The sequence below is a fragment of the Streptomyces bambusae genome, from assembly GCF_019400985.1.
Lineage (GTDB): Bacteria > Actinomycetota > Actinomycetes > Streptomycetales > Streptomycetaceae > Streptomyces > Streptomyces bambusae_A.
On sequence record NZ_WTFF01000013.1, the window covers coordinates 16,223 to 36,866 of the forward strand.

Genomic DNA, 20,644 nt, shown 5'->3' on the forward strand with positions numbered 1-20,644 from the left:
CATGCTGAACACGTTCGTCTGTACCTTGCTGAGCACCTCAATGAGTACGCCGACAACCCTCCTACCGACACCTCCGTCGGTACTGAGCGTCACCGTTCCACAGAACTTGGACCAGAACCTGAGTTTTGAGAGCGCCTGGGTGCTTGCTTCGGAACCATGGTTGTGCTCTGCGCGACGAGGGGGCCCGGGGAGCTGCCGAAGTCCAAGGTCGATCTGTACGCGGCGATCCGCCGTGATGCGAAGGCTGGTCTGTCGAGCCGTGCTCTTCAGCGGAAGTACGGTGTCGGGTTCCTGACGGTGCAGAAGGCGTTGACGTCGGCCTGGCCGGAGCCACGGAAGAAGCTTCCGCCGCGGCCGACGCGGCTGGATCCCTACAAGCCGTTGATCGACGAGATGCTGCGGGCCGACCTGGATGCGCCGCGCAAGCAGCGGCACACGGTGAAGCGGATCTTCGAGCGGCTTCTCGACGAGCACGGTGCGGACGAGATCTCGTACCAGATGGTCCGTGGCTACGTCGCTGACCGGCGTGAGGAGATCCGGGTCCAGGCCGGGGGGGTGTGGTGGAAGCCTTCGTCCCGCAGACGCACAAGCCCGGAGCGGAGGCGGAGGTCGACTTCGGCGACGTGACGGTGCGGTTGGCCGGCGAGCTGGTGACCTGCTACCTGTTCGCGTACCGGCTGTCCTACTCGGGCAAGGCCGTCCACCGGATCTTCGCCTCGGCGGGTCAGGAGGCGTTCTTCGAGGGCCACGTCCACGCTCTCAGCGTCGCCATCGCCTCGAACGAGTCCTTCTCCGGCTGGACCAAGACCTTCACCGATCCCAGGCTCTGCGCGGCCATCGTCGACCGCCTCACCTTCGGCGGCAACATCATCGAGACCGGCACCGACTCCTACCGCCTCGCCACCACCCGCGCCCGCGCCGAACAACAGCTGGCCACGGGCTGACCGGGGCGCATGAGGCTTCGTGAGCATCGTCAGTGCTCACGGATCCTTGACCACCACCAGCCGCCCACCGTGAAGGCGTTCACCGGCCCAGGATTCGGCATAGTGCGACGCTCGAACTCATCGTCGATACGAGCAATCAGCCGGCCGAGATCGCACCGGGCACCGCGAGGGAGGTGAAGCATGACCTCTTCCAGATCATCGCGGGCATACTCCACCTCCAGTCCGGGCTGCCAGACCTGGGATGCCTTCAGATAACGGCCGGGTTGCCTGAACGCCCACTCGAAACGGGCGAGCGCGTCAGCAACTGCACCAGGCCACATCCGCTCATCCTCGACGCGGCGGACAGCTGCACGAGTCCTGGCGGAAACGCCCCGGATCCGCCGAACTACAACGTGTCTGCGAGGCCGCCACAGCTCAGCGCGGACGGCCTTCGGGCGCCTACGCGGCATCGCCCTTTCTGATCAACATGCCGTCATCCTGCCACGAACGAGTCTGGCTCCGCACGCACGATCGAGCTCCCCGCCCCTCGGATGCTCTTACTTCTCACCAACATTCACGCGCTCTTCGGTCACGGCGTGATGCCGAAACCCACCGACAAGTGCTCTCGCTTGAAACCTACGCAGCCAGCCTCGGCGTTGTAGGCGCGGAGCATGAGCTTGGAGTAGTCGCGGATCATCTTGGTGCCCTGACGTGCCGATCCGTTGACGGTCCAGCCGCTGGCAGCCAGGACGGCTTGCTGCGAGCGCGTGAGTTCCTTGATCCTGGTTCGGACGGCGTCCAGACGGGCCCGGTAGGCGACGGCGTCGTCCAGGGGGTGCCGGTAGGCGTAGATCCCTACCTGCTGGAGCATGACGCTCTCGTCGGTCGTCACGATCCGGGTGCGCAGATCGTTCAGCCGGCTCTCCGCCTGGAAGATCTCTGCCCGGTGTGCCTCTGCTTCCTTGCGGGCCTTCTCCGCGGCTCTGGCCGCCTCGCGAGCCGCCGCGAGGCCGTCCTTGGCCTCCCGCCGCGCCTCACGCACCATCGCCTCGGCCTCCTGCGCTGCCCGGGTGCGCAGCTCGTCGGCTTCCCGGCGCACCTGCTGCTTCAGCAGCGCCACCTCGGCGGCGTCGGCTCCCTGGGTCCGGGTGATCCAGTCCCGGAGCTGGTCCGCCTCGCTGCCGCCTTCCCCGCGGCTGCGCCGGAACCAAAGGGCGCATGAGGGCGGCGAGTGGCAAGGCGTTGACCAAGGCGGACGCGGAGGCGTCATCCGTGGCACGTGGAAGCTGCCGCCACGGGCGCCGACCGGCCCGGCGGCTCGGCCGGGCTCGGCCGGCGAGGAGGGGCTCGGCCGGCGAGGAGGGGCTCCGATCGAAGCTGGCAAATGCGAAACCAAAGCGATGGGAATGAATCACGATAGTTCACTTGTCGTGAATAAGCAGGCGGTGGACCACCGGTTGGCTGATAGTCCTTTAGGGTGACTATCACTTCCCGGGCTGACGCAATGTGCACGCCAGTCGCAGGGACATCCACGGAAAGCGCGGCCGATTGCAGGGGAATGCCAGAATTTGATGTGCCGGCCTTCAGGACACCGTCACGGGTGATGGGGCTGGAACTCGCCAAGACCTTGACCGAGGCACCACTGGACCGGATCTCCGGAAGACTCCTGGTGGCCGGGGATCCTGGTGGATCCTTCCACCTCAGGGGCGGTGCGATCGTCGAGGTTGCCTCGCCGGGTGCCCCCGGGGCCGAAACCCTCCTCCTGCGGTCCGGTCGCCTCAGTGAGGACGACTGGGCCTCCGCAGCGAGGCGCTGCGCCACGGAACGTCATATCGGAGCCGAGCTCGTCGCCCGGGAATTGGTCGGCGCCGCGGAATTGCAGCTGATATGCGTAGCGGCCGCATTGGACGGCGCCCTCGCCGTCGGAATGGGCCGGATCGATGGTTTCAGCCTGGAACGGGACACGTACGACAGCCGGCTGACAGCCCTCCAGGCCATCGAACCCGACTGGCTGGTCATGGAGGCGAAACGGCGGATCCAGGCTCTCGTCTCGCGTCGGCGGCCCTTCTCGCCGTTCCGTACCCGGCTGGGCCGGACCGACGCCGGAAGCACGTCGCTGGACACCACGGCCGCCGGTGAGCGCCGGGAGATCCTGCTCCGGATCAACGGCCGGCGCAGCACCAGGGACATCGCTTTCCTCCTCGGCCGGAGTCTGTACGCCGTCGCGGTGGAGGTCTCCCGGCTGCTGGCGGAAGGGCTGGTCGAGGCCGTGGCGCCCGCCCCGTCCATGGACTCCCCCGTCAGGCCTGCCGCTCCTGCGGGCGGCCTGCCGCGCCGGCTGCCGGGGGCGAGCGGCATCAACGACGTCCTGCCGCTCAGGCCGGCGGCCGGTCTCTAGCGGCCGAGGACGGTCCGCTGCTCGACACGTACCGGCCCGGCGGGGAACACCGCCCACGCCGGCGCCGGCACACGCAGAAGAACGAACACGACAGGAGAGCAGTGACAACCAGGAAAGCCCAGCTGGTAGCAGAGGTGAGGACACTGAGGGACCGGGTCGTCGGCGTCACCGACGTCGTGGTGGCTTCCGTCGACGGCCTGCTGATCACGGCGGACACCGACGACACCGCGGAACCCGAGAGTCTGGCCGCCCTCACCGCGGCGACCCTCAACATCGCCCGCCGGGCCGGCTCCATGACGAGCAGGGGCATGCTCCACCACACCGTGTCCCGGTTCACCGACGGCTACCTCGTCACCCACACCCTCGGTGAGATGGCACTGATCGGGGTGCTCGGCGACGCGGGCATGGACATCTCCCGCCTGCACACCGAGGCCCAGGCCTCCGCGCAACGCATCACCACCCTGCTCACCGACCCCTCCGCGGATGCACCCGCTCCGGGGGACGGATCAGCGGGGCAGACCGACGGAACCGAAGAAGGAGAGCGATGAGCGGATCACAGACAATGGCGGGGCGGGTCGCAAGCCTGGTCAAGGGCCTGCGCTCCGAGGTCCCGGACTGTGTGGCTGCGGGAGTCATCGACATGTCCACCGGAATGCTGCTGTCGGTCGAGACGGTCGACTCGCATCCGCCGGAGGTCCTCGACATGCTGGCGGCCGCCACCCTCGACCTCTTCCAGGGCCGCAACGTGCTGATGATCGAAGGGATCTTCAAGGAGCGCCGCGGGATCGTCAGCGACCAGCACTACTTCCAGGAGATCCTGGTCAACAGCGACAACCTCGCGCATCTCTTCCTCAGGGTGGACAGCGCCGACGAGGTCGTGGCCGTCGTCGTGTGCCGCAAGTCGGTGAACGTGGGCATGCTCTTCGCCCAGGCCCGCCGGGTCCTGAAGGACCAGGGGAAGTTGTGAGCGGGCTCCCGCCCGTACGTATGCGCTGTACGCGCAGAGCCGGATGCGGGGCCGCGCTCCGCCCTTGAGGGCTTCGAGCCCCGGAAGGCCGGCGCGCTCGGCGCATCCGCACAAGGGCCTCCCGAACGACTCGTCGGTGTCGCACCACGAGGAAGCGGGAGGCCCTTGTGCGACCTCCCGTACCCGCCCAAGGAAAATCGAATGCGGACCGCCGGACGCGTGGTGTGTGATCGGCGGTATGGCGATTGTGTTGGGAATGCCGGGAGTTGGCGGGCTGCACAAGGCTGTGGGCGCGGTGCGGGCGTGGCAGTACGACGGGGCGCCGTTCCAACTGCACCCCGGAGACCTCGGCTGGTTCTGGCGGTCAGGTGCCGAAGCGACGGCCGCGGCGGTCCGGACGTGGAGCCGGGGCGGACAGATCCTCGCCGTCGGGCTGCTGGACGGTCCCGGGCTGTTGCGGGTGGCGATCGCGCCGGACGCCCAGCAGGACGAGGAACTGGCGCAGCAGCTGGTCGACGATGCGACCGAGCCGGAGCGCGGCGTGCTGCCCGCTGGGAAGGCCAACATCGAGGCGCCGCTGGGTGCACTGGTCCAGGACCTGCTGTTCGAGGACGGCTGGAGCGACGACGAGCCGTGGACGCCACTGCGCCGCGACCTCACGGAGCCGGTGGCGGACCCGGGGACGGACCCGGGCCTGCGGGTCGAGGTGGTCGGGCCGGAGCAGGCGCACGTGTTCGCCGCCGTACACCGGTCGGCGTTCGACGGGTCCCGGTTCACGGACGGGCGCTGGCAGGCGATGGCGACCGGATTGCCGTACGCCGACGCCCGGGGCCTGGTCGCCTACGACGACCGGGGCGACGCGGTGGCGGCGGTGACGGTGTGGTCGGCCGGCCCGGGCAGGCCCGGGTTGCTCGAACCGATGGGCGTGCACCGGGAACACCGCCGTCAGGGCTACGGCAGGGCGATCAGCGCCGCCGCGGCGGCCGCACTCCGGGAGCTGGGCTCGTCCAGCGCGCTCGTCTGCACCCCGAGCTCCAACGTCGGCGCCGTCGCCACCTACAGGTCGGCCGGCTTCCGGCCGTGCCCCGAGGTCCGGGACAAGTACCGCAGCGCCTGAGGGTCCGCACCCGAGGGGCACCCTTCCGCACCCTTCCACGGTAGACTTGCAGAGTTATGCAATTTACTAGTTCTGAGATGAGCGGACGGGGGTTGCGGTGTGGCCGGGTTCGAGAAAGCGGCGCTGGACCGGGTGCGTGTGGCGCGGGCTCGCCTGGCGGCTGCGCAGGACGATGACGACGCCTTCGAGGAGGCGCAGGCCGTCGAGGAGCTGGAGGACGCGCTGCGTCTGGCCCGCGACCACGGCGTCAGCATTGACGAGGCGGACGGCCGGTGAGGGCGGCGCCGTGGCCGGCGGCCCGGTAGTGGGGCGTCGTCCCGGCGAGCGGCCCGGGGCGCCGGTACGACGTCACGTGTGGACCGTTCCGCTGGTGCCGGGCTCGGTGCGGGCGGCGCGGGAGCGCGCGGAGCGGTCGCTGGTGCTGTTCGGCGTGGCGCCGGGGTCGCCGCTGGGCGGGGCCGCGCTGCTGGTGATCAGCGAGCTGGTCGCCAACGCCGTCCGGCACGCCCAGAACTCCCCGGACGCCGAGATCACCCTCACCGTGAACGATCGCCTTCTCGTGGTCGGTGTGGCGGATCTGGATCCGCGGCCCATGGCGCTGACGGGCCATTCCTCGGGGCGGGGGTTGCACACGGTGGCCGAGCTCGCGGGTGAGTACGGCGGCGACGTCCGCGTCGAGCCCGCCGCCGACGGGCGCGGCAAGAGCCTCGTGGTCCGCTTCATCCTGCCGACCGGCACCCCCGGTCCGACCGGCACGCCATGACCGGCCCCGACGAGACGGAGAATCCCATGTACGAGATCACTTATCTGGGGGCGCCCAGCCATCCGGTGACCTGTCAGGTGGCGGCCGGCGATGTGGCGGGCGTCATCGAGCAGGCGGGCCGCGACGGCGCGCGGGTACTCGTCCGGCCCTGTGCGGCCCCCCACAGCGAGCAGCAGAGCGCGACCGGCGCGAACGGAGGCCAGGACTCGTGACGGACAACCAGCGCAAGAAGGCCGCCGCATCGGACCAGGAGAGCTGGAAGGAGAAGGGGGTCGTCCTGCGCGCCTTCTTCTACATCTTCGGCACGCACGTGTTGGCCGGCTTCGTGTACCTGCTGTTCTACCTGGGGCAGCACGCCCAGAAGTGACCGGGGCGTGACCGGCAGCTCCGGGGAGGCAACGTGCTCCCGGAACCCCGGAACCCCGGAACCCCGCAACGGCAGGGAGCGGCCGTCTCCCGGTGTCAGAAGCGCCGGGCGAACCCACGCTACGGAAGACGGCCGCCGATCAGGGGCGCCCAGGCTGCTCGGGCCGGCTGGCGCGCAGGTCGGCCAGGAGTTCGGCCTGGCCCTGGAGGACGCCGGAGAGGATGCCGCGGGCGACGCGCAGGAGTTCGGCGACGTCGGGGCTGGTGAGCCGGTAGTACACGTTGGAGCCCTCGCGGCGGGTGGCGACGAGGTTGGCCTTGCGCAGCACGGCGAGCTGCTGGGACAGGGAGGCGGCCTCGATGCCGACCTCGGGGAGCAGTTCGGCAACGGCGTGCTCGCGCTCGCTGAGGAGCTCCAGGACGCGGATCCGGGCCGGGTGGCCGAGGGTCTTGAAGAACTCGGCCTTGAGCTGGTAGAGCGGCGTACTCACCTGCGTGCTCCCGCTGCCGCCACCGGCCGTGTTCTTCGTGCGTGTGCGTGGCACCTCATCCACCCAAATCCTCGATGTGGGGACTCCTGGGAGTGTCCCCGCCAACTTGCTGTGACCTCTACAATTGCAGATTCCTGCAACTGTTGGAAACCCGCCCGTGCCGACCACGGCGGACGACCCGCCCGTCCGAGCGGTCCGGTGGCCGCTCCCCACCCCGTGGGCGGGGCGCTGTGGAAGTCCTCGGCGATGGCGTCGCTCATGCTGCTGCCTCCTTGCCGGTCCGGTGGTGCGGGGCAGGGGTCAGGTCAGGTGGCCGCGCCGGTGGGCTGCGCGGTGGGCCAGTTTCCGGTGCTCCACCGCTTGCCCGACCGCTTCGCCGGGCGGTGGGCGGCCAGGGCCGCGGGCAGGTCGGCGTGGACGGGGATGTGGGGGCAGGCGGCGTCGGGGACCAGGGAGCCGTCGGCGGGAATCGCGGCGAGTTCCAGACTGCGGCCGTGCTCGGCGAGTTCGCGTGCGGCCTGGGCGACGGCCATCTGCCCGCCGGCCGACCACCCCAGCAGCCGGGTCAGGTCCAGGATCACCGGGCCGTTGCCGCGGGCCAGCGCCCAGCCGACGGCGCCGGTGAACCGGCCGGTCGACTCCGCGCCGAGGTATCCGGCCAGGGAGAGGACCCCCAGGTCTTCGTGGGCGGCGTACTGCCACTCGATCGTCATGCTCGCTTCCTCGGCTTTCACAGGGGCAGGGTGATCCAGATGCTCTTGCCGCACCCGTCGGCATCGGGGCGCACGACCGCGGTGCCGCCCAGTTCCATGGTCATCTCGGCCACGGTGGCCAGTCCGCCGCCCGGTGCGGTGGCCAGCGCCCCGTAGAGGGCCGGCTGGTAGGGGTGGCGGTCGTGGACGGCGAACGCGAACGCGCCCGTGCCGTGGGCGTAGGTGACGGTGACCGACGGCGAGAGGACCGCGGCGTGCCGGACGGCGTTGGTGACCAGCTCCGCCACGATCAGCAGCGCCGGCCCCACGCTCGGGTGCCGAAGGTCCACACCGCAGTCGATCAGCACGTCTTCCGTGGTCTGCCGGGCCAGGCGTACGGCGCCGCCGGTCGTGGGCAGGGTCAGTACGTGACGGTAGGGCAGTGCCTGGACCTGGACGGTCATCGGCTCTCGCCGCCGGGCGTGCGGGCCAGACGGAACCCGGACACGGACTGCGGGTGGAGGCGCAGCAGGGTGTCGTGCGGCCCGTGGGCCCAGCCCGGGAGGGTGCGCCGGTAGTGGGCGGCCTCGTCGGGGTGGGTGATCACGTCCGCGGGACCGTGGGCGGTGACCGTCCAGCCGGTGCGCGCCGCGCTGTGGATCTCGTCCACGTGGTACGTCAGCACCTGCCGGCCGGTGATCGCCGCGGCCTGCACGGGGGCGCGGACCACCAGGCGGCCGTACTCCATCACGTGAGTGGCCGGGCGTACGACGGCCTGTTCGCGCTGGGTGTAGACCAGGCGGCCCTGGCCGGAGCCCTCCAGCAGCCACAGGGCCTCGGTGCCGGAGACTTCGAGCATCGAGCGGTCGGCTGGGGCGGTCATCGCGGCGCCTTTCGGATGCGGTGCCCGTGGTGGTGCGGGCGGTGCGGGAGCAGTCCGGCCTGTTCCAGGTGCTTGCGGGCCCCGGCGATGGCTTCGGGGGTGGTGGCGTACTCGCGGCCCTCGTGCTGGAGCAGGGCCAGCGCGCCGACGGATTCCAGCACCTGGCGCTGGCCCGGGCGGATACCGGAGGTCATCACCGCGATCCCGCGCCGGTTCAGCTTCTCCACGGCGTCCTTCAGGACGAGGGCGCCGGTCGCGTCCATCGTGGTGACCCGGGACATGCGCAGGATCACCACCCGTACGTCGGCCACCTCGGACAGCTCCAGCAGGAAGCGGTGGGCGCCGGCGAAGAAGAGCGGGCCGTCGATGCGGTAGGCGACGATGTGCTCGGCCAGCAGGGCGTGCTCCTCGTCGCTGTGCTCTCCGGGCAGATCGGGGCGGAAGTCGACCTGGTCCATGCGGGCCTGCGCGGCCACCGCCCGCAGGGCAAGGAAGCCTGCGACGACCAGGCCGATGATCACCGCGTAGACGAGGTCGAGTGCGAGGGTGGCCACGGCCGTCAGGACGAGCACCGCCGCGTCGGAGCGGGTGGCCTTGGCCATGGCCCGCAGGGAGCCGACCTCGACCATGCGTATCGAGGTGGCCAGCAGCACGCCGGCCAGTGCGGCGAGCGGGATCTTCTCGACCAGCGGGGCGGCGGCGAACACGATCACCGCGAGCACGGCGGCGTGGGTCAGCGCGGCCAGCCGTGAGGAGGCCCCGGTGCGGACGTTGACCGCAGTCCGGGCTATCGCCGCGGTGGCCGGGACGCCGCCGAACAGCGGGGCGGCCAGGTTCGCGATGCCCTGCCCGAACAGCTCCTTGTCCGGATCGTGCTTCTGCCCGACGGTCATGCCGTCCGCGACCGTCGCCGACAGCAGCGACTCCAGCGCCGCCAGGGCGGCGACCGCCACCGCCGGGGCCAGCAGCGACCCGAACGCGGAGACGTCGAGGAACGACAGGGACGGCGCGGGCAGACCGGACGGCAGGTCGCCGATCGGCGCCGCCCCGCGCAGGTCGAAGACCTGCGCCAGGACGGTCGCGGCGATGACCGCGACGATCGAGAACGGGATCGTCGGCCGCCAGCGGGCGCCGAGCAGCATGACCGCGGCGACACCGGCGGACAGCGCGATCGCGGTCCAGTTCGGGTGCGCCACGAACTCCACGACGGCCTGCCAGGCCACGAGCACGACCTTCTCGCCCTCGGGCTTCTCCACGCCGAGGGCGTTCGGGATCTGCTGGAGTCCGATGACACAGGCGATGCCGAGGGTGAAGCCCTCCACCACGGGCGCCGGCACGTAGCTCATGTACCGGCCGGCCCGCAGCAGGGCCAGGCCGACCAGGAGGACACCGGCCATCATTCCGACCGTGAGCACGCCGCCCGGCCCGTACTGGGCGACGATCGGCACCAGGACCACGGTCATCGCGCCGGTCGGCCCCGACACCTGGAGGTTCGACCCGCCCAGCAGGGCCGCCAGAGCGCCCGCGACCACCGCGGTCGCAAGGCCCGCCTCGGCGCCCAGGCCCGAGGAGACCCCGAAGCCCAGCGCCAGGGGCAGTGCGACGATCGCGACCGTCAGCCCCGCCAGCAGGTCCCGACGCGGATCACGGCCCATCACCGCGAAATCGGCACGACTCGGCAGCACCGCCCGCACCCGGGAGGCCACCTGAACCAGAACGGGGTTCACGACGCCTGGCCTCCCGTCTCGCGCAGCTCCGCCAGCAGCTCACTCCGCCCGGCCAGCACCTCGGTCAGGATGCGGCGGGCCGCGAGCATCAGCTCCGCGACGTCGCCGCCGGCCAGCTCGTACACGACCGTCGAGCCGTCCCGGACCGAGACGACAATTCCGGACCGGCGCAGGACCGCCAGCTGCTGCGACAACGCCGACGGCTCGACCTCGATCGCCGCCAGCAGCTCGCGCACGGGCAGTGGACCGCCCTGCAGCAGCTCCAGCACACGTATCCGCACGGGATGCCCCAGCATGCGGAAGAAGTCGGCCTTCGCCTGATACAGCGGAACCGCCACCACCTCGCACCCTTCTGCGCCAGGAATCTGTGCGCCAGGAATCGTCAGGTGCTGCGCCCGCGGCTACCTGCGGGCACAGCGACTACAGCATCTATTAAATTGCAGATATTTGCAATTCATGGAACTTGCGGTCCGCGCCCGACGGCCGGTGGCCGTACGGGCCCGGGGACCGGGGACCGGACGATTCCATACAACCTCGGCCGGAAGCACCTCGCAGCGCGTCCGAAGCCAGTACGAGCGGGCTGCGACGGTCAGGGCGAGACCGTAGACGGCGAAGGCGGCCATCCCGGTCCAGCCGACCAGCAGCGCGTCGCCCGAGGAGGGGAAGTCGCCGGGCCGCACGGTCACCACGCCGGCCGTGGCCAGGGCCAGGTATCCGACCCCCACAACGCCGTACGGGGCGAGCGTGGCAGCCCCGAGCAGGGCCGGGGCGAGCGGGAGCCAGCGCGGCACCCGCCGGCCGCGCAGGAACAGCGTCCAGCGCGGGAAGACCTGCCCCCACGGGCGGACCAGGCCCCAGAGCAGGAACACGCCGAGCAGGGCCAGCAGCACGGTCGGGTCCAGGCCCCAGGACTCCAGCGTGAGGAAGATCCCCGAGGCGCCGTTCCGCTCCGAGACCGCGAGCTTCTCCGCACCGGTCACCCCCGCGAAGGTCCCGCCGAACGCCCAGACCAGCTTCATCGCCACGTACGGGACGAAGGCCAGCGTCCCTGTCCAGGCGGCGAGTTGGACGGGCCGCGGTGCGGCGGACGGCGCTCGTCGGGCGGTACCGGCGGGCAGTCGGTCGGACCGGGCGGTGGCCGCGAGCAGGACCGCTCCGACCGCCGCGAGGGCCTTGTTCGCGGCGGAGGCCGCGCTGTCCACCCCCTGACCGAACATCAGCGTGATCACATCCATCAGCAGACTGAACGCGGTGATCCCGGCCAGGGCGCAGCCCACCCGGAGCAGCACCCGCAGCCCCGGCCGCAGCCCGTACAGCACTACCCCTCCACTGACCGACGCCGCCAGCGCCCCCACCGCCGCGACCACCCAACCCAGACCGGAGACCCCGGAGTCGCTGCCGTGGTAGAGCAGGGAAGTCCCGCTCAGCGCGCACGCCAGACCGAAGCCGGCGTACAGCACCGCCCACAGCATCGTCACCCAGGCCACCCAGCGCGGCCATCGCTGCCACCAGGCGCTCCAGAGCGCCTTCATCGTCCGTTCAGTACTGGTCATGCTCTGAACGTCGCATCGGCCGAGGCCCCGTGGCGTCGGCCGCCGGAACGACCTCCTTCCCCCGGCCGGGTGAGTGACCTCTGTTCGACCGGGTCGTCCGCGACTGCGTCCGTGGGCCGGAATCACTCGGAGACCTCGGAGACACAGGGATCGAGCGAAGGGGATCGTCCGGGACGGGTCGCGTGCAAGGATGTCGCCCGTGACCGGATCGTCGTCCTCGCCTGCTGCCGAGGGCACTCCTCGCACCTACGGCCTGGGCCCCCGTACGGCTGCGGCGCTGGTGTTCGGTTCCTCCGCCGCGGTCCTGGTGGTCGAGATCGTCGCTCTGCGGCTGCTGGCTCCCTACCTCGGCCTCACCCTCGAGACCAGCACCATGGTGATCGGCATCGCCCTGACCGCGATCGCCGTCGGCTCCTGGCTGGGTGGGCGCGTCGCCGACCGTGTCGATCCCCGCCGGCTCATCGGCCCCTCGCTCGGGGTGTCGGGAGCGGTCGTGGCGCTCACGCCCGCCGTGCTGCGCACCACGGCGGAATGGGCACCGGCGATGCTCTTGCTGATCGCGTCGCTGACCATCCTCCTGCCGGGCGCGCTGCTCTCGGCGGTGACGCCGATCGTGACCAAGCTGCGTCTGACCAGCCTGGCCGAGACCGGGACGGTCGTCGGCCGGCTGTCCGGCGTGGGCACCGTCGGCGCCATCGTCGGCACCGTCCTCACCGGCTTCGTCCTCGTGTCGCGGTTGCCGGTCAGCGGCATCCTGATCGGCCTCGGTGCCCTGCTGGTGATCGGCTCGGCGCTGGTCGAGTGGCGAACGCGCGGGTGGAGCAGTACCCCTGCGCTCGCGCTGGTGGTCGTCGCCGGCGGTCTCGGCATCACGGTCGCGCCCGGTGGCTGCGACACGGAGACCAGGTACCACTGCGCACGGGTGGTCCCGGACCCCGACCGGGGCAGCGGCCGCACCCTCGTACTGGACGGTCTGCGGCACTCCTACGTCGACGTCGACGACCCGACCGTCCTGGAGTTCACGTACGTGCGCGCCATCGCGTCGGTGGTCGATGCCGCCTTCCCTCGGAGCAAGCCGCTCGCTGCCCACCACCTGGGCGGCGGCGGGCTCACCTTTCCCCGTTACCTCGCGGCCACGCGGCCCGGGACGCACAGTCTCGTGTCCGAGATCGACAGCGGGGTCGTGCGCATCAACCGCGACCGGCTCGGTCTGGGGTCGCAAGCCGGTATCGACGTACGCGCCGAGGACGGCAGGCTCGGCCTGCGGCGACTGGACGCCGGCAGTCGCGACCTCGTCGTCGGCGACGCCTTCGGCGGCGTCAGTGTGCCGTGGCACCTCACCACGGTGGAAGCGATGGCTGACGTACGGCGGGTACTGGGCGAGAACGGCCTGTACGTCGTCAACCTCATCGATCACGGCGCTCTGGCCTTCGCGCGTGCCGAAGTGGCCACTCTCGGCGAGACCTTCGCGCACGTCGCCCTCGTCGGCGAACCCGCCGACATCGGCCTCGAACAGGCCTCCACCCACGCGGGCGGCAACCTCGTGGCGCTCGCCTCCGACCGGCCGATCGACGTACGCGCGATCCAGCAAGCGCTGGACGCCCGGCAGACCGGCTGGAAGATCGCCACCGGAGGAGCCCTCACCTCCTGGATCGGCGACGCCCGACTGCTCACCGACGACCACGCACCCGTCGACCAGCTCCTCCAGCCCTACAGCACGCGGAACAGACCTAGTCCCCGCTGATCTCGGAGGGCGGGAGCGCGGCGAGCGCCTGCAGAGCGTTCAGGAAGCCGCGTCGGTCTTCCTCCGGCAGGCGGGCCAGCAGGCGTTCCTCTCGCTGCTGGATCGCCGACCGGACCGCGTCGCGCATCCGGCGCCCCGCAGGGGTGAGGGAGAGGACGCGCGCCCGCCGGTCCGCCGGATCAGGCTGGCGCCGGATCAGTCCGCGTTCTGCCAGGTCGTCGAGGACGCCGATGATCCGCGTCTTGTCGGCACCGATGTCCCGCGCCAACGCGGCCTGCGTCCGTACCGGTTCGTCGTCCAGCCCGAGCAGCACCGCGTACGCCCACATGGCCAGCCCGTGTTCGCGCAGCACCGGCAACTCGGCGGCCACCAGCGCGCGGCCCAGGGGGACGATCATCGCCGCCAGGTCGGGGCGCCCTTCGGATGTGGTGTTCCCAGCCATGGAGGAGAAGATACTCGTTGACCTATGGTAGGCATCTGCTTATCGTAAGCGCATGAGTATGAATATGGGTACGAACTTAGTGGCCATCAAGGCCTTCGACGACCGTGCGGTACGCGAGAGCATCGCCGTGGTCCGCCGGGTGAACGTGGCGGACCTCACTCGCCCCACCCCCTGCTCGGCCTGGGACCTGGGCGAGCTGCTCGCGCACATGACGGCCCAGCACCGGGGTTTCGCGGCGGCGGCGAGGGGCGACGGTGGTGACCCGACGCACTGGAAGGCCGAGGCACCGGGGCCGGAGGCAGCCGGGAAGTACCTTGCCGCCGCGGAAGGAGCCCTGGCCGCATTCGCCGAAGTCGGCACGGAGGAGCAGGAGTTCGCCCTCCCCGAATTCGGCCCAGGCGCCGTCTTCCCGGCGATCCGGGCCATCGGATTCCACTTCCTCGACTACGTGGTCCACGCCTGGGACGTCGCCCGCACCCTCGATCTGCCCATCGCCTTCGACCCCGGCATCCTGGATGCCGCCCTCCCCATCGCTCTGGCCGTCCCCGACGGCGCCTTTCGCACGCAGCCGGGCGCCGCGTTCGCCCCGAGCCTCCCCGAGCCCGCCGACGCCGACGCCCTGACCCGAATCCTCATGCACCTGGGCCGGCCCCTCTCCTGAGACCCGACCCATTCGATTCAGCACGCTCAGAGGGGCTGTCCGTGTACGTCTTGATGACGTCTTCGATGAAGTGCCGGGAGTCGACGGCGTTGAGGGCTTGCGCCTGGAGGTGGTCGTACATGATGTGGTACGGCTCCCGGTCGACGTGCTTCTCCAGGTAGAGGTCGCTGGTGAAGCGCTCCAGGTAGACCACTCCCGCGTCGGTGTCCGGAAACGTGAGGATGGAGAACTGCCCTGTGAGCCCCGGGTGGGCTCCGGCGCTGTGCGGGAGGACCTGGACGGTGATGTGCGGCTGCGCGCCGAGGGAGTTCAGGTGCTCGAGTTGTTGACGCATGATCTCGCGGCTGCCGACGATGCGGCGCAGGACGGATTCGTCCAGGACGGTCCATAAGCGCAGCGGCCGGGCGGGGTGGTGCGCGCGGTGCTGGCGCCGCAGCCGTACGTCGAGGCGGGCGGCGGCCTGTTCGACCGGGGGGCAGGGAATCGTCTCTGCGATGACTGCGGCTGCGTACTCCTGGGTCTGCAGCAGCCCTGGGACCAGCAGCGGCTCGAAGGTGTGGACGGAGGCCGCCTCCGTCTCCAGCCCGATGTAGACGCCGTAGGGAACGTCGCCGCAGGCAACCCACCAACCCTGCCTGGCCGACTCCTTCGCCATCCGCATCAGCGAGTCGACGACGTCCTCGTCGTGGACTCCGTAGAGCCGGCACAGGTCGCGCACATCACGCGGGTTGATGGGGCGGCGGCCGGTCTCGATGAGACTGATCTTGGGCTGGGACACGAGCAGGTGTTTGGCCACCTGCAGGGACGTCATGCCCGCGGCCCGCCGGAGCTGGCGGAGCTCCGCGCCCAGGCGGCGTCTTCTGACCGTGGGACTGCCCGTCACGAGGGTGCACCTCCAGCTCAAGGCCTCACGCAGGCCCCCGCGCCCCCACCGCCGACACCGGCAAGACGCATTGTGCATAGCCGACCCGGCGATCCACACATCTGGACGACGATCGCCACCTGTTCGGCCTAATCTCGCGACGCCGGTGCCGGGAGTGACGTCAGAAGGTGCGGGTGATCCATCCCCGGACGGCTGCGTAGGTGGCGTCGTCGACGGTGGAGAGCACGTTGATGGCGTGGAGGTCGTCGATGAGGGGCAGGATGCCGACCCCGGTCAGGCAGGCGTGGAGGTCCAGGCGCCGGCGGTCTGCGGGGTTCGGGCCGCCTGGAGGGCGAGCGGGTGCGGGGAGGGAGTCCTGGAGACCACGGACGCCCGAGTCCCCGGCGTCCCCGGCCTCCCCGGCGTCCTCCAAGCCCCGTATGCCGGGGAAGCGGTAAGGGTCGAGCGTCGTCCGGGGTACCGGGACGCGGGAAGAAGGCTGCCACGCTTTCATGCAAGAACCTCCGCGGGCATGTCACGTACAACGAGCGGAATCTTCACTGCTGCTGATCTCGCATGGCCTGGGCGCCGGCGGCGATGACCTCGGCGAGCCGGCTGGCGAGGGCTGCGCTGCACCCTCCGAGGCGGACGAAACCACGGCAGCCCACCGGTCCGTCGTTGTGCAACGACGGAAGGGTCAGGCCGGCGAGTGCCAGTGCGGCCTTCAGGCGGGTGACGGCTTCCTCTCCGACCTGGTACGCGGCGTCCTGGTGGCGCTTGTACCGGAGTCGCTCGGCCTGGGTGACGTCGTAGGGCATGATCGTGTCCTCTCGCGATGGGCATGGGCATACGTGGGCATGGGCAGTCAGGCGCTGGAGCGCGCCGTACGGCAACGGGTCGGGCGGGGGCGGCCGAGGCCCACGCCGCCCCTGGTCAGCGCAGTGGACCGGACCTGTGGGCGAGAGACCGCACACAGCCCGTGACTATCGGTTTCGATCTTCGTTCCTGAGATGGGAGTGATCACACTCCCTGGACATGCGGGAAGGACCGAGTTGCCCGAGAAGTTAGCGACACCCTGCTGTCTCGCGCTGCGCTGTCCTGCGCTGCGTTCCCGTGGCGCCGATCCCCCCGGACGCGTGGCTCCGGATCCCTTCGGGCACTCGCCTGTCGTCGGTACCGGACTGCACGACCCTCATGTCCGGTAGCGGAATCCGTAGCCGAGAGAAGGAGGAGCGGCAGCCTCCTGATCCACGACCGAGTAGTCGGGAAGAGGCGTGCCCGGGCCGCCTGCCGTGGCAGGGGGCCGGAGCGGGGAGGGTGTCCGGCCGCGGTGTCGTGGGACGGGGTGGCGGGGCGGTCTGGTGAGGGTGATCTGGCGGACGAGTTGCTGGAAGCAGGCCAGCGCCGCGATGGGCGGAAGGGTGGCCGCGGCCTGGGCGGCGAACGTCCTGGGCGCCTGGGCCACACACAGGAGCGTGGCGAGGGTGGAGAACAGCAGGACGATGGACCAGGAGTGGATGGCACGGCGCTGATGCAGGGCGGCCCGGAGGATGGACAGGGAGGCGACCATCCAGGGTCCGTAGATCAGCAGGGGCCACCAGCTGACCACGTCGTGCGCGGTGCGCGGCCCGGCGCTGTGGCGCAGGGCGTCGCAGATGGCCAGGCCGCTGAAGGTGCTCACGACGGCGGCGATGACGGCGACCAGCACGGCGGTGAAGAAGCTGCCCGTCTGGAACAGCGTCACCACCGGCGTTCTCCGCGGGACCCGGCGGTGCCCGGCGGGGGTCGCCGTGTGCGGGCGTTCGTGGGGGCCGTGCGGAAGGCCGCCCGCAAAGCCGTGCGGGCTGACCGGCTCCACCGGTTCGTCGAACCCCAGCTGGTCGAACGGCTCTTCCTGTCGCGGTCCCGCGGTCTCCTGCTGAAGGAGGAAGGCCAGCTCCTCCGCCGGATCCCACTGGCCGTCCACCTCGCCCAGGCCTACGAGCGGCTGCCTGAAGGCCGCATGCTGCTCCAGGTCCGGCCCCAACCGGAACGCGAGGTTCTCTGACGCGGCGTGGGGGCCGCTCCTGTCGTGCCGGCCGTACTGCTCATACACCGGAGATCCGCTCCAGGCGCTCGACGACGGAATTCCCGAACGGTGCCGCCTCGCGGGACCGCCGGTCGAACTCGTCCTCGATCGCGCTCATCGCCTCCAGGAAGTCCTCGAGGACCGCGGACGAGTAGTGCAGATCGACGTCCCGCCCCTCACGGTGCAGCCTCGCGTTCTCGTTCGAGGCCCAGCTGTCCGTGGGGGCCGGCGTGTAGGTCCACTTCCCCACCCTCGTCGCCCTGGCACGAACGCTGCGTCCGTCGTCCTCGGTGCTTCGCGGAAACATTGCGGAGTGCTGTGCTGTTGTCATAGTCCACCCAACGCGCCAGACGCTGGCGAGGGTGTGCTCCATGCAGGTGATGGTGCCGACGCAGGAGTGCGTCGGCCGCGCCACCCGGCTCTCGCAGGCGGCCGCGCGCCCCGTACCGGGAACGCTCTTGCGGTCGGCGGAACGCCGTGCACTGCTGCAATCGGCTGACAAGACGCAACCCCGCATATGCCAATGCGTTGTGCCGAGGTGTCGCCGGGGTGGCCCCGGCCGCGGGATGCCAACCCTCCCGCCCGTCACCGGAAAGGAAGCCGCTGTGCCAGACGTCCTCCCGTGGATCGTGCTGATCTGCGCTGTCCTGTGTGCGGGTTTGACCCTGTGGACGTCGTCAGGGGTCGGCCGTATGCACCACGTGGACAGCCGTGAACTGCAGCGCGCAGAACACTTCAAACACGTGCTGTCCCTCCATGTGGATGCCATGCAGCCCCGGCACGAAGGCATGGCGACGACGACCGCGGCAGAGGCAGCCGCCGTCCCGGCCTGTGCCCGGTGCGGCGCCTCGTCCGGTCGCCTCTGAACCGGGCGGACACAGCGCCCCGCCGACGGGACTCCACCGGCACGGCGCCGTCGAAGGTCAGGAGCCTGGGCGGGTGGGCGCGGCCTGCTGGTGTCCGTACCACCTACTGCTGTCCGTACCACCTATTCCTGGCGCGTCACGAGCCGCTCGGTCAGGAAGGCGATGATCTCGTTCCGGGCCTGCACGGTGGGGTGGCCGTCCTGGTCGACGAGGTGTGCCGTGACGACACTGTGGGCGCAGCCGACGACGTCGCGGAAGAAGGGCGGAGGATCCGTGTTCGCCGACTCGGCCTTGAGTACGCGGCCGTCGAACGCGTCCCCGAGCAGCGCCCGGTACGCCGCGAACCGTTGGCCGGTGCACCACCTGTCGTCGTCGAAACGGTAGGCGAGTACCTTCAGTCCGCCCCGCGCGACGCGCTCGGCCACGGCGGCAGCGTCCGCGGCGCTGATCTCCAGACCGCCGGGGTCGTCGAGCGGAAGCGACGGATGGTTGACCACGGGTGCGATGACGGCGGGTTCGAGCGCCATGGTCAGGGCGAAGTTGCCGGTGAAGCACAGACCGACCGCGCCGACGCCGGGCCCGCCGCTCTCGGCGTGCGCCAGGCGGGCGAGGCCGCGCAGCCAGGTGACGACGGGGCTGGTACCGCCACCCGCAAAGGCCCGGAACTCGGCGCTGACGCATGCGCGTCGTACGACGGTCTCCCGCGCCTCGGCGAGCGGATAGGCGCCGTCGACGCCGAAGAGAGAGGGCAGGTACACGGAGAAGCCGGCATCACGCACCCACCGCGCGAACCGCACGACGTCCGGGCTGATACCCGGCATCTCGGGCATGAGGACGACTGCCGGTCCGGACCCGGCGACGTACACGGTCTTGTCGACGTCGTCGACGCTGACGACTCTGCGCGAGAAGTCGTCCAGGGGATCGTCCATGGGGTCGTTGCGGCCTCGCATGATGGTCATGACCGAGATGATGGCGAGAGCCCCGTCCGGCTGGGAAGCGGCGGCATCGCCACGTGTCCCGGTAATATCGCCACCCGTTCGAAGGCACCGGAGGCACCGAGGCACCGGAGGGGCCGCATGAGTCCGTTGCGCGTCGGTGTGCTGGCCTACCCCGGCTGCTTCGCGTCGGAGGTGTTCGGGGTCCCCGACCTCCTGGCGATGGCGACGCACGTCGCCGTGGCGCAGGGGTCGGCCCGGCCGGCCTACGAGGCGTCGGTCGTCTCGCCCCGGCAGCGTGTGGTCGCGTCCGGCGGCTCGGTCCTCGACGTCTCGGCGGTCCGCCCGGTGGACGTCCTGATCGTGCCGGGCTTCGAGCTTTCGCCCACGGCCGACCTCGACGCAACACTCGCGGGGCTGGGACCGGAAGTTGCGGCGATCCGGTCGCAGGCGGCCTCGGGGACGGCTGTCGTGTCGATCTGCGTGGGCGCCTTCCTGTGCGCCGAAGCCGGGCTGCTCGGCGGGCGCGAAGCGACCACGTCCTGGTTGTTCGCGGATCGGCTCGCGCGCCGGTACCCGGACGTGCGCCTGCGCCCGGAGCGCTTGGTCGTGACCGACCGGGGCGTGACGACCACGGCGGCCTTCACCGCCATGTACGACTTCGCACTGCAGCTCATCCGTGAGCACGACGGACCCCGCGTCGCCCGGAGCACGGCACGTATCGCGCTCGTCGACGATGCGCGTTCCACGCAGGCTCCCTATGTCGACTCGGCTCCCATACCCACGGTGGGCACGGAGTTCTCGCTCAGCGTCAAACGGTGGCTCGACCAGAACCTCGGCGTCCGCTACGACCTGCCCGCCCTCGCCCGGGAGTTCCAGGTGAGCACGCGGACCATGCTCCGTCGCTTCGGCGAGGAAGCCGGCCAGTCGCCCCTGGCGTACCTGCAGACGGTCCGGGTGCGCCGGGCACGGCACCTGCTGGAGACGACCGACAGGACCGTCGCGAGCATCGCCGCCGCCGTCGGGTACCGCGACCCCGGGACGTTCAGCGGTGTCTTCGCCAGACACACGGGCCGGCGGCCGAGCGAGTACCGCGCGCAGTTCCGTCGTCGCTGCGACCACCACGGGGCGGTCGCCGGGCTCCGACAGACGGAGATGTGAGTCCGCTCCCCCGCCGTGCGGACCA

General features: G+C 70.8%; 28 protein-coding genes and 1 pseudogene. 13 read left to right on the forward strand and 16 right to left on the reverse strand.

The genetic code is table 11. The features are described from left to right. Positions 1-156: 156 nt before the first annotated feature. Both GPJ59_RS03980 and GPJ59_RS03985 read left to right on the forward strand, forming a co-directional pair. Entirely contained in the window at positions 157-627 is a 471-nt protein-coding gene (locus tag GPJ59_RS03980; protein WP_258023827.1) for a hypothetical protein, read from the forward strand. A gap of 134 nt (positions 628-761) precedes the next feature. Next, positions 762-944, forward strand: a pseudogene (locus GPJ59_RS03985) (ATP-binding protein); the annotation flags it as partial. Between the two features lie 29 nt (positions 945-973). Here the strand turns inward: GPJ59_RS03985 and GPJ59_RS03990 are convergent. Together GPJ59_RS03990 and GPJ59_RS03995 are read right to left on the reverse strand one after the other, a co-directional pair. Next, on the reverse strand, positions 974-1,264 hold the full coding sequence (locus GPJ59_RS03990) for a hypothetical protein (protein ID WP_219664952.1): 291 nt from the start codon (positions 1,262-1,264) through the stop codon (positions 974-976). A 248-nt stretch (positions 1,265-1,512) separates the two neighbouring features. Further along, a complete protein-coding gene (locus GPJ59_RS03995; RefSeq protein WP_219664953.1) occupies positions 1,513-2,043 on the reverse strand; it encodes a hypothetical protein in 531 nt (176 codons plus the stop codon). A 483-nt stretch (positions 2,044-2,526) separates the two neighbouring features. Here GPJ59_RS03995 and GPJ59_RS04000 point away from each other — a divergent pair, with 483 nt between their 5' ends. The 8 genes from GPJ59_RS04000 to GPJ59_RS04035 all read left to right on the forward strand — a co-directional run bounded on the left by GPJ59_RS04000 (position 2,527) and on the right by GPJ59_RS04035 (position 6,535). Beyond that, the gene (locus tag GPJ59_RS04000; RefSeq protein WP_219664954.1) at positions 2,527-3,321 is read left to right on the forward strand and encodes a MarR family transcriptional regulator; all 795 of its coding nucleotides are present in this window, start codon (positions 2,527-2,529) and stop codon (positions 3,319-3,321) included. Between the two features lie 101 nt (positions 3,322-3,422). Beyond that, on the forward strand, positions 3,423-3,869 hold the full coding sequence (locus GPJ59_RS04005) for a roadblock/LC7 domain-containing protein (RefSeq protein WP_308120115.1): 447 nt from the start codon (positions 3,423-3,425) through the stop codon (positions 3,867-3,869). Beyond that, positions 3,866-4,288 (forward strand): hypothetical protein, encoded by a 423-nt coding sequence (locus GPJ59_RS04010; RefSeq protein WP_219664955.1) that lies wholly within the window; start codon positions 3,866-3,868, stop codon positions 4,286-4,288. Before GPJ59_RS04005 ends, GPJ59_RS04010 begins: the two co-directional genes overlap by 4 nt. Positions 4,289-4,526: 238 nt before the next feature. Further along, positions 4,527-5,405, forward strand: a complete 879-nt coding sequence (locus GPJ59_RS04015) for a GNAT family N-acetyltransferase (protein ID WP_219664956.1) — start codon at positions 4,527-4,529, stop codon at positions 5,403-5,405. A 99-nt stretch (positions 5,406-5,504) separates the two neighbouring features. Continuing rightward, positions 5,505-5,681 (forward strand): hypothetical protein, encoded by a 177-nt coding sequence (locus tag GPJ59_RS04020; RefSeq protein ID WP_219664957.1) that lies wholly within the window; start codon positions 5,505-5,507, stop codon positions 5,679-5,681. A 76-nt stretch (positions 5,682-5,757) separates the two neighbouring features. Further along, a complete protein-coding gene (locus tag GPJ59_RS04025; protein WP_219664958.1) occupies positions 5,758-6,168 on the forward strand; it encodes an ATP-binding protein in 411 nt (136 codons plus the stop codon). A gap of 26 nt (positions 6,169-6,194) precedes the next feature. Beyond that, positions 6,195-6,380, forward strand: a complete 186-nt coding sequence (locus tag GPJ59_RS04030) for a hypothetical protein (RefSeq protein ID WP_219664959.1) — start codon at positions 6,195-6,197, stop codon at positions 6,378-6,380. Then, complete coding sequence (locus tag GPJ59_RS04035) at positions 6,377-6,535, forward strand: DUF6126 family protein (protein ID WP_219664960.1); 159 nt, start codon at positions 6,377-6,379, stop codon at positions 6,533-6,535. Before GPJ59_RS04030 ends, GPJ59_RS04035 begins: the two co-directional genes overlap by 4 nt. A gap of 139 nt (positions 6,536-6,674) precedes the next feature. Here GPJ59_RS04035 and GPJ59_RS04040 read toward each other — a convergent pair whose 3' ends face one another. The 7 genes from GPJ59_RS04040 to GPJ59_RS04070 form a co-directional block, all read right to left on the reverse strand. Continuing rightward, the gene (locus tag GPJ59_RS04040) at positions 6,675-7,025 is read right to left on the reverse strand and encodes an ArsR/SmtB family transcription factor (protein ID WP_219664961.1); all 351 of its coding nucleotides are present in this window, start codon (positions 7,023-7,025) and stop codon (positions 6,675-6,677) included. Positions 7,026-7,330: 305 nt separating this feature from the next. After that, positions 7,331-7,738, reverse strand: a complete 408-nt coding sequence (locus GPJ59_RS04045; RefSeq protein ID WP_219664962.1) for an STAS domain-containing protein — start codon at positions 7,736-7,738, stop codon at positions 7,331-7,333. Between the two features lie 17 nt (positions 7,739-7,755). Further along, positions 7,756-8,181 carry an ATP-binding protein gene (locus tag GPJ59_RS04050; RefSeq protein WP_219664963.1) on the reverse strand — a complete coding sequence of 142 codons (426 nt, stop codon included), beginning with the start codon at positions 8,179-8,181 and terminating at the stop codon, positions 7,756-7,758. Continuing rightward, a complete protein-coding gene (locus tag GPJ59_RS04055) occupies positions 8,178-8,600 on the reverse strand; it encodes a pyridoxamine 5'-phosphate oxidase family protein (RefSeq protein WP_258023828.1) in 423 nt (140 codons plus the stop codon). Before GPJ59_RS04055 ends, GPJ59_RS04050 begins: the two co-directional genes overlap by 4 nt. Next, the gene (locus GPJ59_RS04060; RefSeq protein WP_258023839.1) at positions 8,597-10,255 is read right to left on the reverse strand and encodes a SulP family inorganic anion transporter; all 1,659 of its coding nucleotides are present in this window, start codon (positions 10,253-10,255) and stop codon (positions 8,597-8,599) included. Before GPJ59_RS04060 ends, GPJ59_RS04055 begins: the two co-directional genes overlap by 4 nt. Positions 10,256-10,323: 68 nt before the next feature. Then, a complete protein-coding gene (locus tag GPJ59_RS04065) occupies positions 10,324-10,665 on the reverse strand; it encodes an ArsR/SmtB family transcription factor (protein WP_219664965.1) in 342 nt (113 codons plus the stop codon). Positions 10,666-10,728: 63 nt separating this feature from the next. Beyond that, the gene (locus tag GPJ59_RS04070) at positions 10,729-11,880 is read right to left on the reverse strand and encodes a hypothetical protein (protein WP_258023829.1); all 1,152 of its coding nucleotides are present in this window, start codon (positions 11,878-11,880) and stop codon (positions 10,729-10,731) included. Positions 11,881-12,070: 190 nt separating this feature from the next. Between GPJ59_RS04070 and GPJ59_RS04075 the strand changes: the two genes are divergently transcribed. After that, positions 12,071-13,624 carry a fused MFS/spermidine synthase gene (locus GPJ59_RS04075; RefSeq protein WP_219664966.1) on the forward strand — a complete coding sequence of 518 codons (1,554 nt, stop codon included), beginning with the start codon at positions 12,071-12,073 and terminating at the stop codon, positions 13,622-13,624. Here the strand turns inward: GPJ59_RS04075 and GPJ59_RS04080 are convergent. Continuing rightward, positions 13,611-14,066 carry a MarR family winged helix-turn-helix transcriptional regulator gene (locus GPJ59_RS04080; protein ID WP_219664967.1) on the reverse strand — a complete coding sequence of 152 codons (456 nt, stop codon included), beginning with the start codon at positions 14,064-14,066 and terminating at the stop codon, positions 13,611-13,613. The two genes, GPJ59_RS04075 and GPJ59_RS04080, sit on opposite strands and share 14 nt — an antisense overlap. 64 nt (positions 14,067-14,130) lie before the next feature. Between GPJ59_RS04080 and GPJ59_RS04085 the strand changes: the two genes are divergently transcribed. Then, positions 14,131-14,727: a TIGR03086 family metal-binding protein gene (locus GPJ59_RS04085; protein WP_258023830.1), complete on the forward strand. Its 597-nt coding sequence runs from the start codon at positions 14,131-14,133 to the stop codon at positions 14,725-14,727. Here GPJ59_RS04085 and GPJ59_RS04090 read toward each other — a convergent pair. The 6 genes from GPJ59_RS04090 to GPJ59_RS04115 form a co-directional block, all read right to left on the reverse strand. Then, positions 14,699-15,610, reverse strand: coding sequence for a helix-turn-helix domain-containing protein (locus tag GPJ59_RS04090; protein ID WP_308120118.1), 912 nt, complete (start codon positions 15,608-15,610; stop codon positions 14,699-14,701). The two genes, GPJ59_RS04085 and GPJ59_RS04090, sit on opposite strands and share 29 nt — an antisense overlap. Before the next feature lie 160 nt (positions 15,611-15,770). Then, complete coding sequence (locus GPJ59_RS04095; RefSeq protein ID WP_219664970.1) at positions 15,771-16,022, reverse strand: hypothetical protein; 252 nt, start codon at positions 16,020-16,022, stop codon at positions 15,771-15,773. 124 nt (positions 16,023-16,146) lie between these two features. Then, entirely contained in the window at positions 16,147-16,407 is a 261-nt protein-coding gene (locus GPJ59_RS04100; RefSeq protein ID WP_219664971.1) for a hypothetical protein, read from the reverse strand. Positions 16,408-16,781: 374 nt separating this feature from the next. Beyond that, positions 16,782-17,684 (reverse strand): hypothetical protein, encoded by a 903-nt coding sequence (locus tag GPJ59_RS04105; protein ID WP_308120120.1) that lies wholly within the window; start codon positions 17,682-17,684, stop codon positions 16,782-16,784. Continuing rightward, complete coding sequence (locus tag GPJ59_RS04110; RefSeq protein ID WP_219664972.1) at positions 17,677-17,907, reverse strand: hypothetical protein; 231 nt, start codon at positions 17,905-17,907, stop codon at positions 17,677-17,679. The genes GPJ59_RS04105 and GPJ59_RS04110 overlap by 8 nt, the downstream gene beginning before the upstream one ends. Before the next feature lie 738 nt (positions 17,908-18,645). After that, positions 18,646-19,482 (reverse strand): dienelactone hydrolase family protein, encoded by an 837-nt coding sequence (locus GPJ59_RS04115; RefSeq protein ID WP_258023831.1) that lies wholly within the window; start codon positions 19,480-19,482, stop codon positions 18,646-18,648. A gap of 117 nt (positions 19,483-19,599) precedes the next feature. Between GPJ59_RS04115 and GPJ59_RS04120 the strand changes: the two genes are divergently transcribed. Then, the gene (locus tag GPJ59_RS04120) at positions 19,600-20,619 is read left to right on the forward strand and encodes a GlxA family transcriptional regulator (RefSeq protein WP_219664973.1); all 1,020 of its coding nucleotides are present in this window, start codon (positions 19,600-19,602) and stop codon (positions 20,617-20,619) included. Positions 20,620-20,644: the final 25 nt, after the last annotated feature.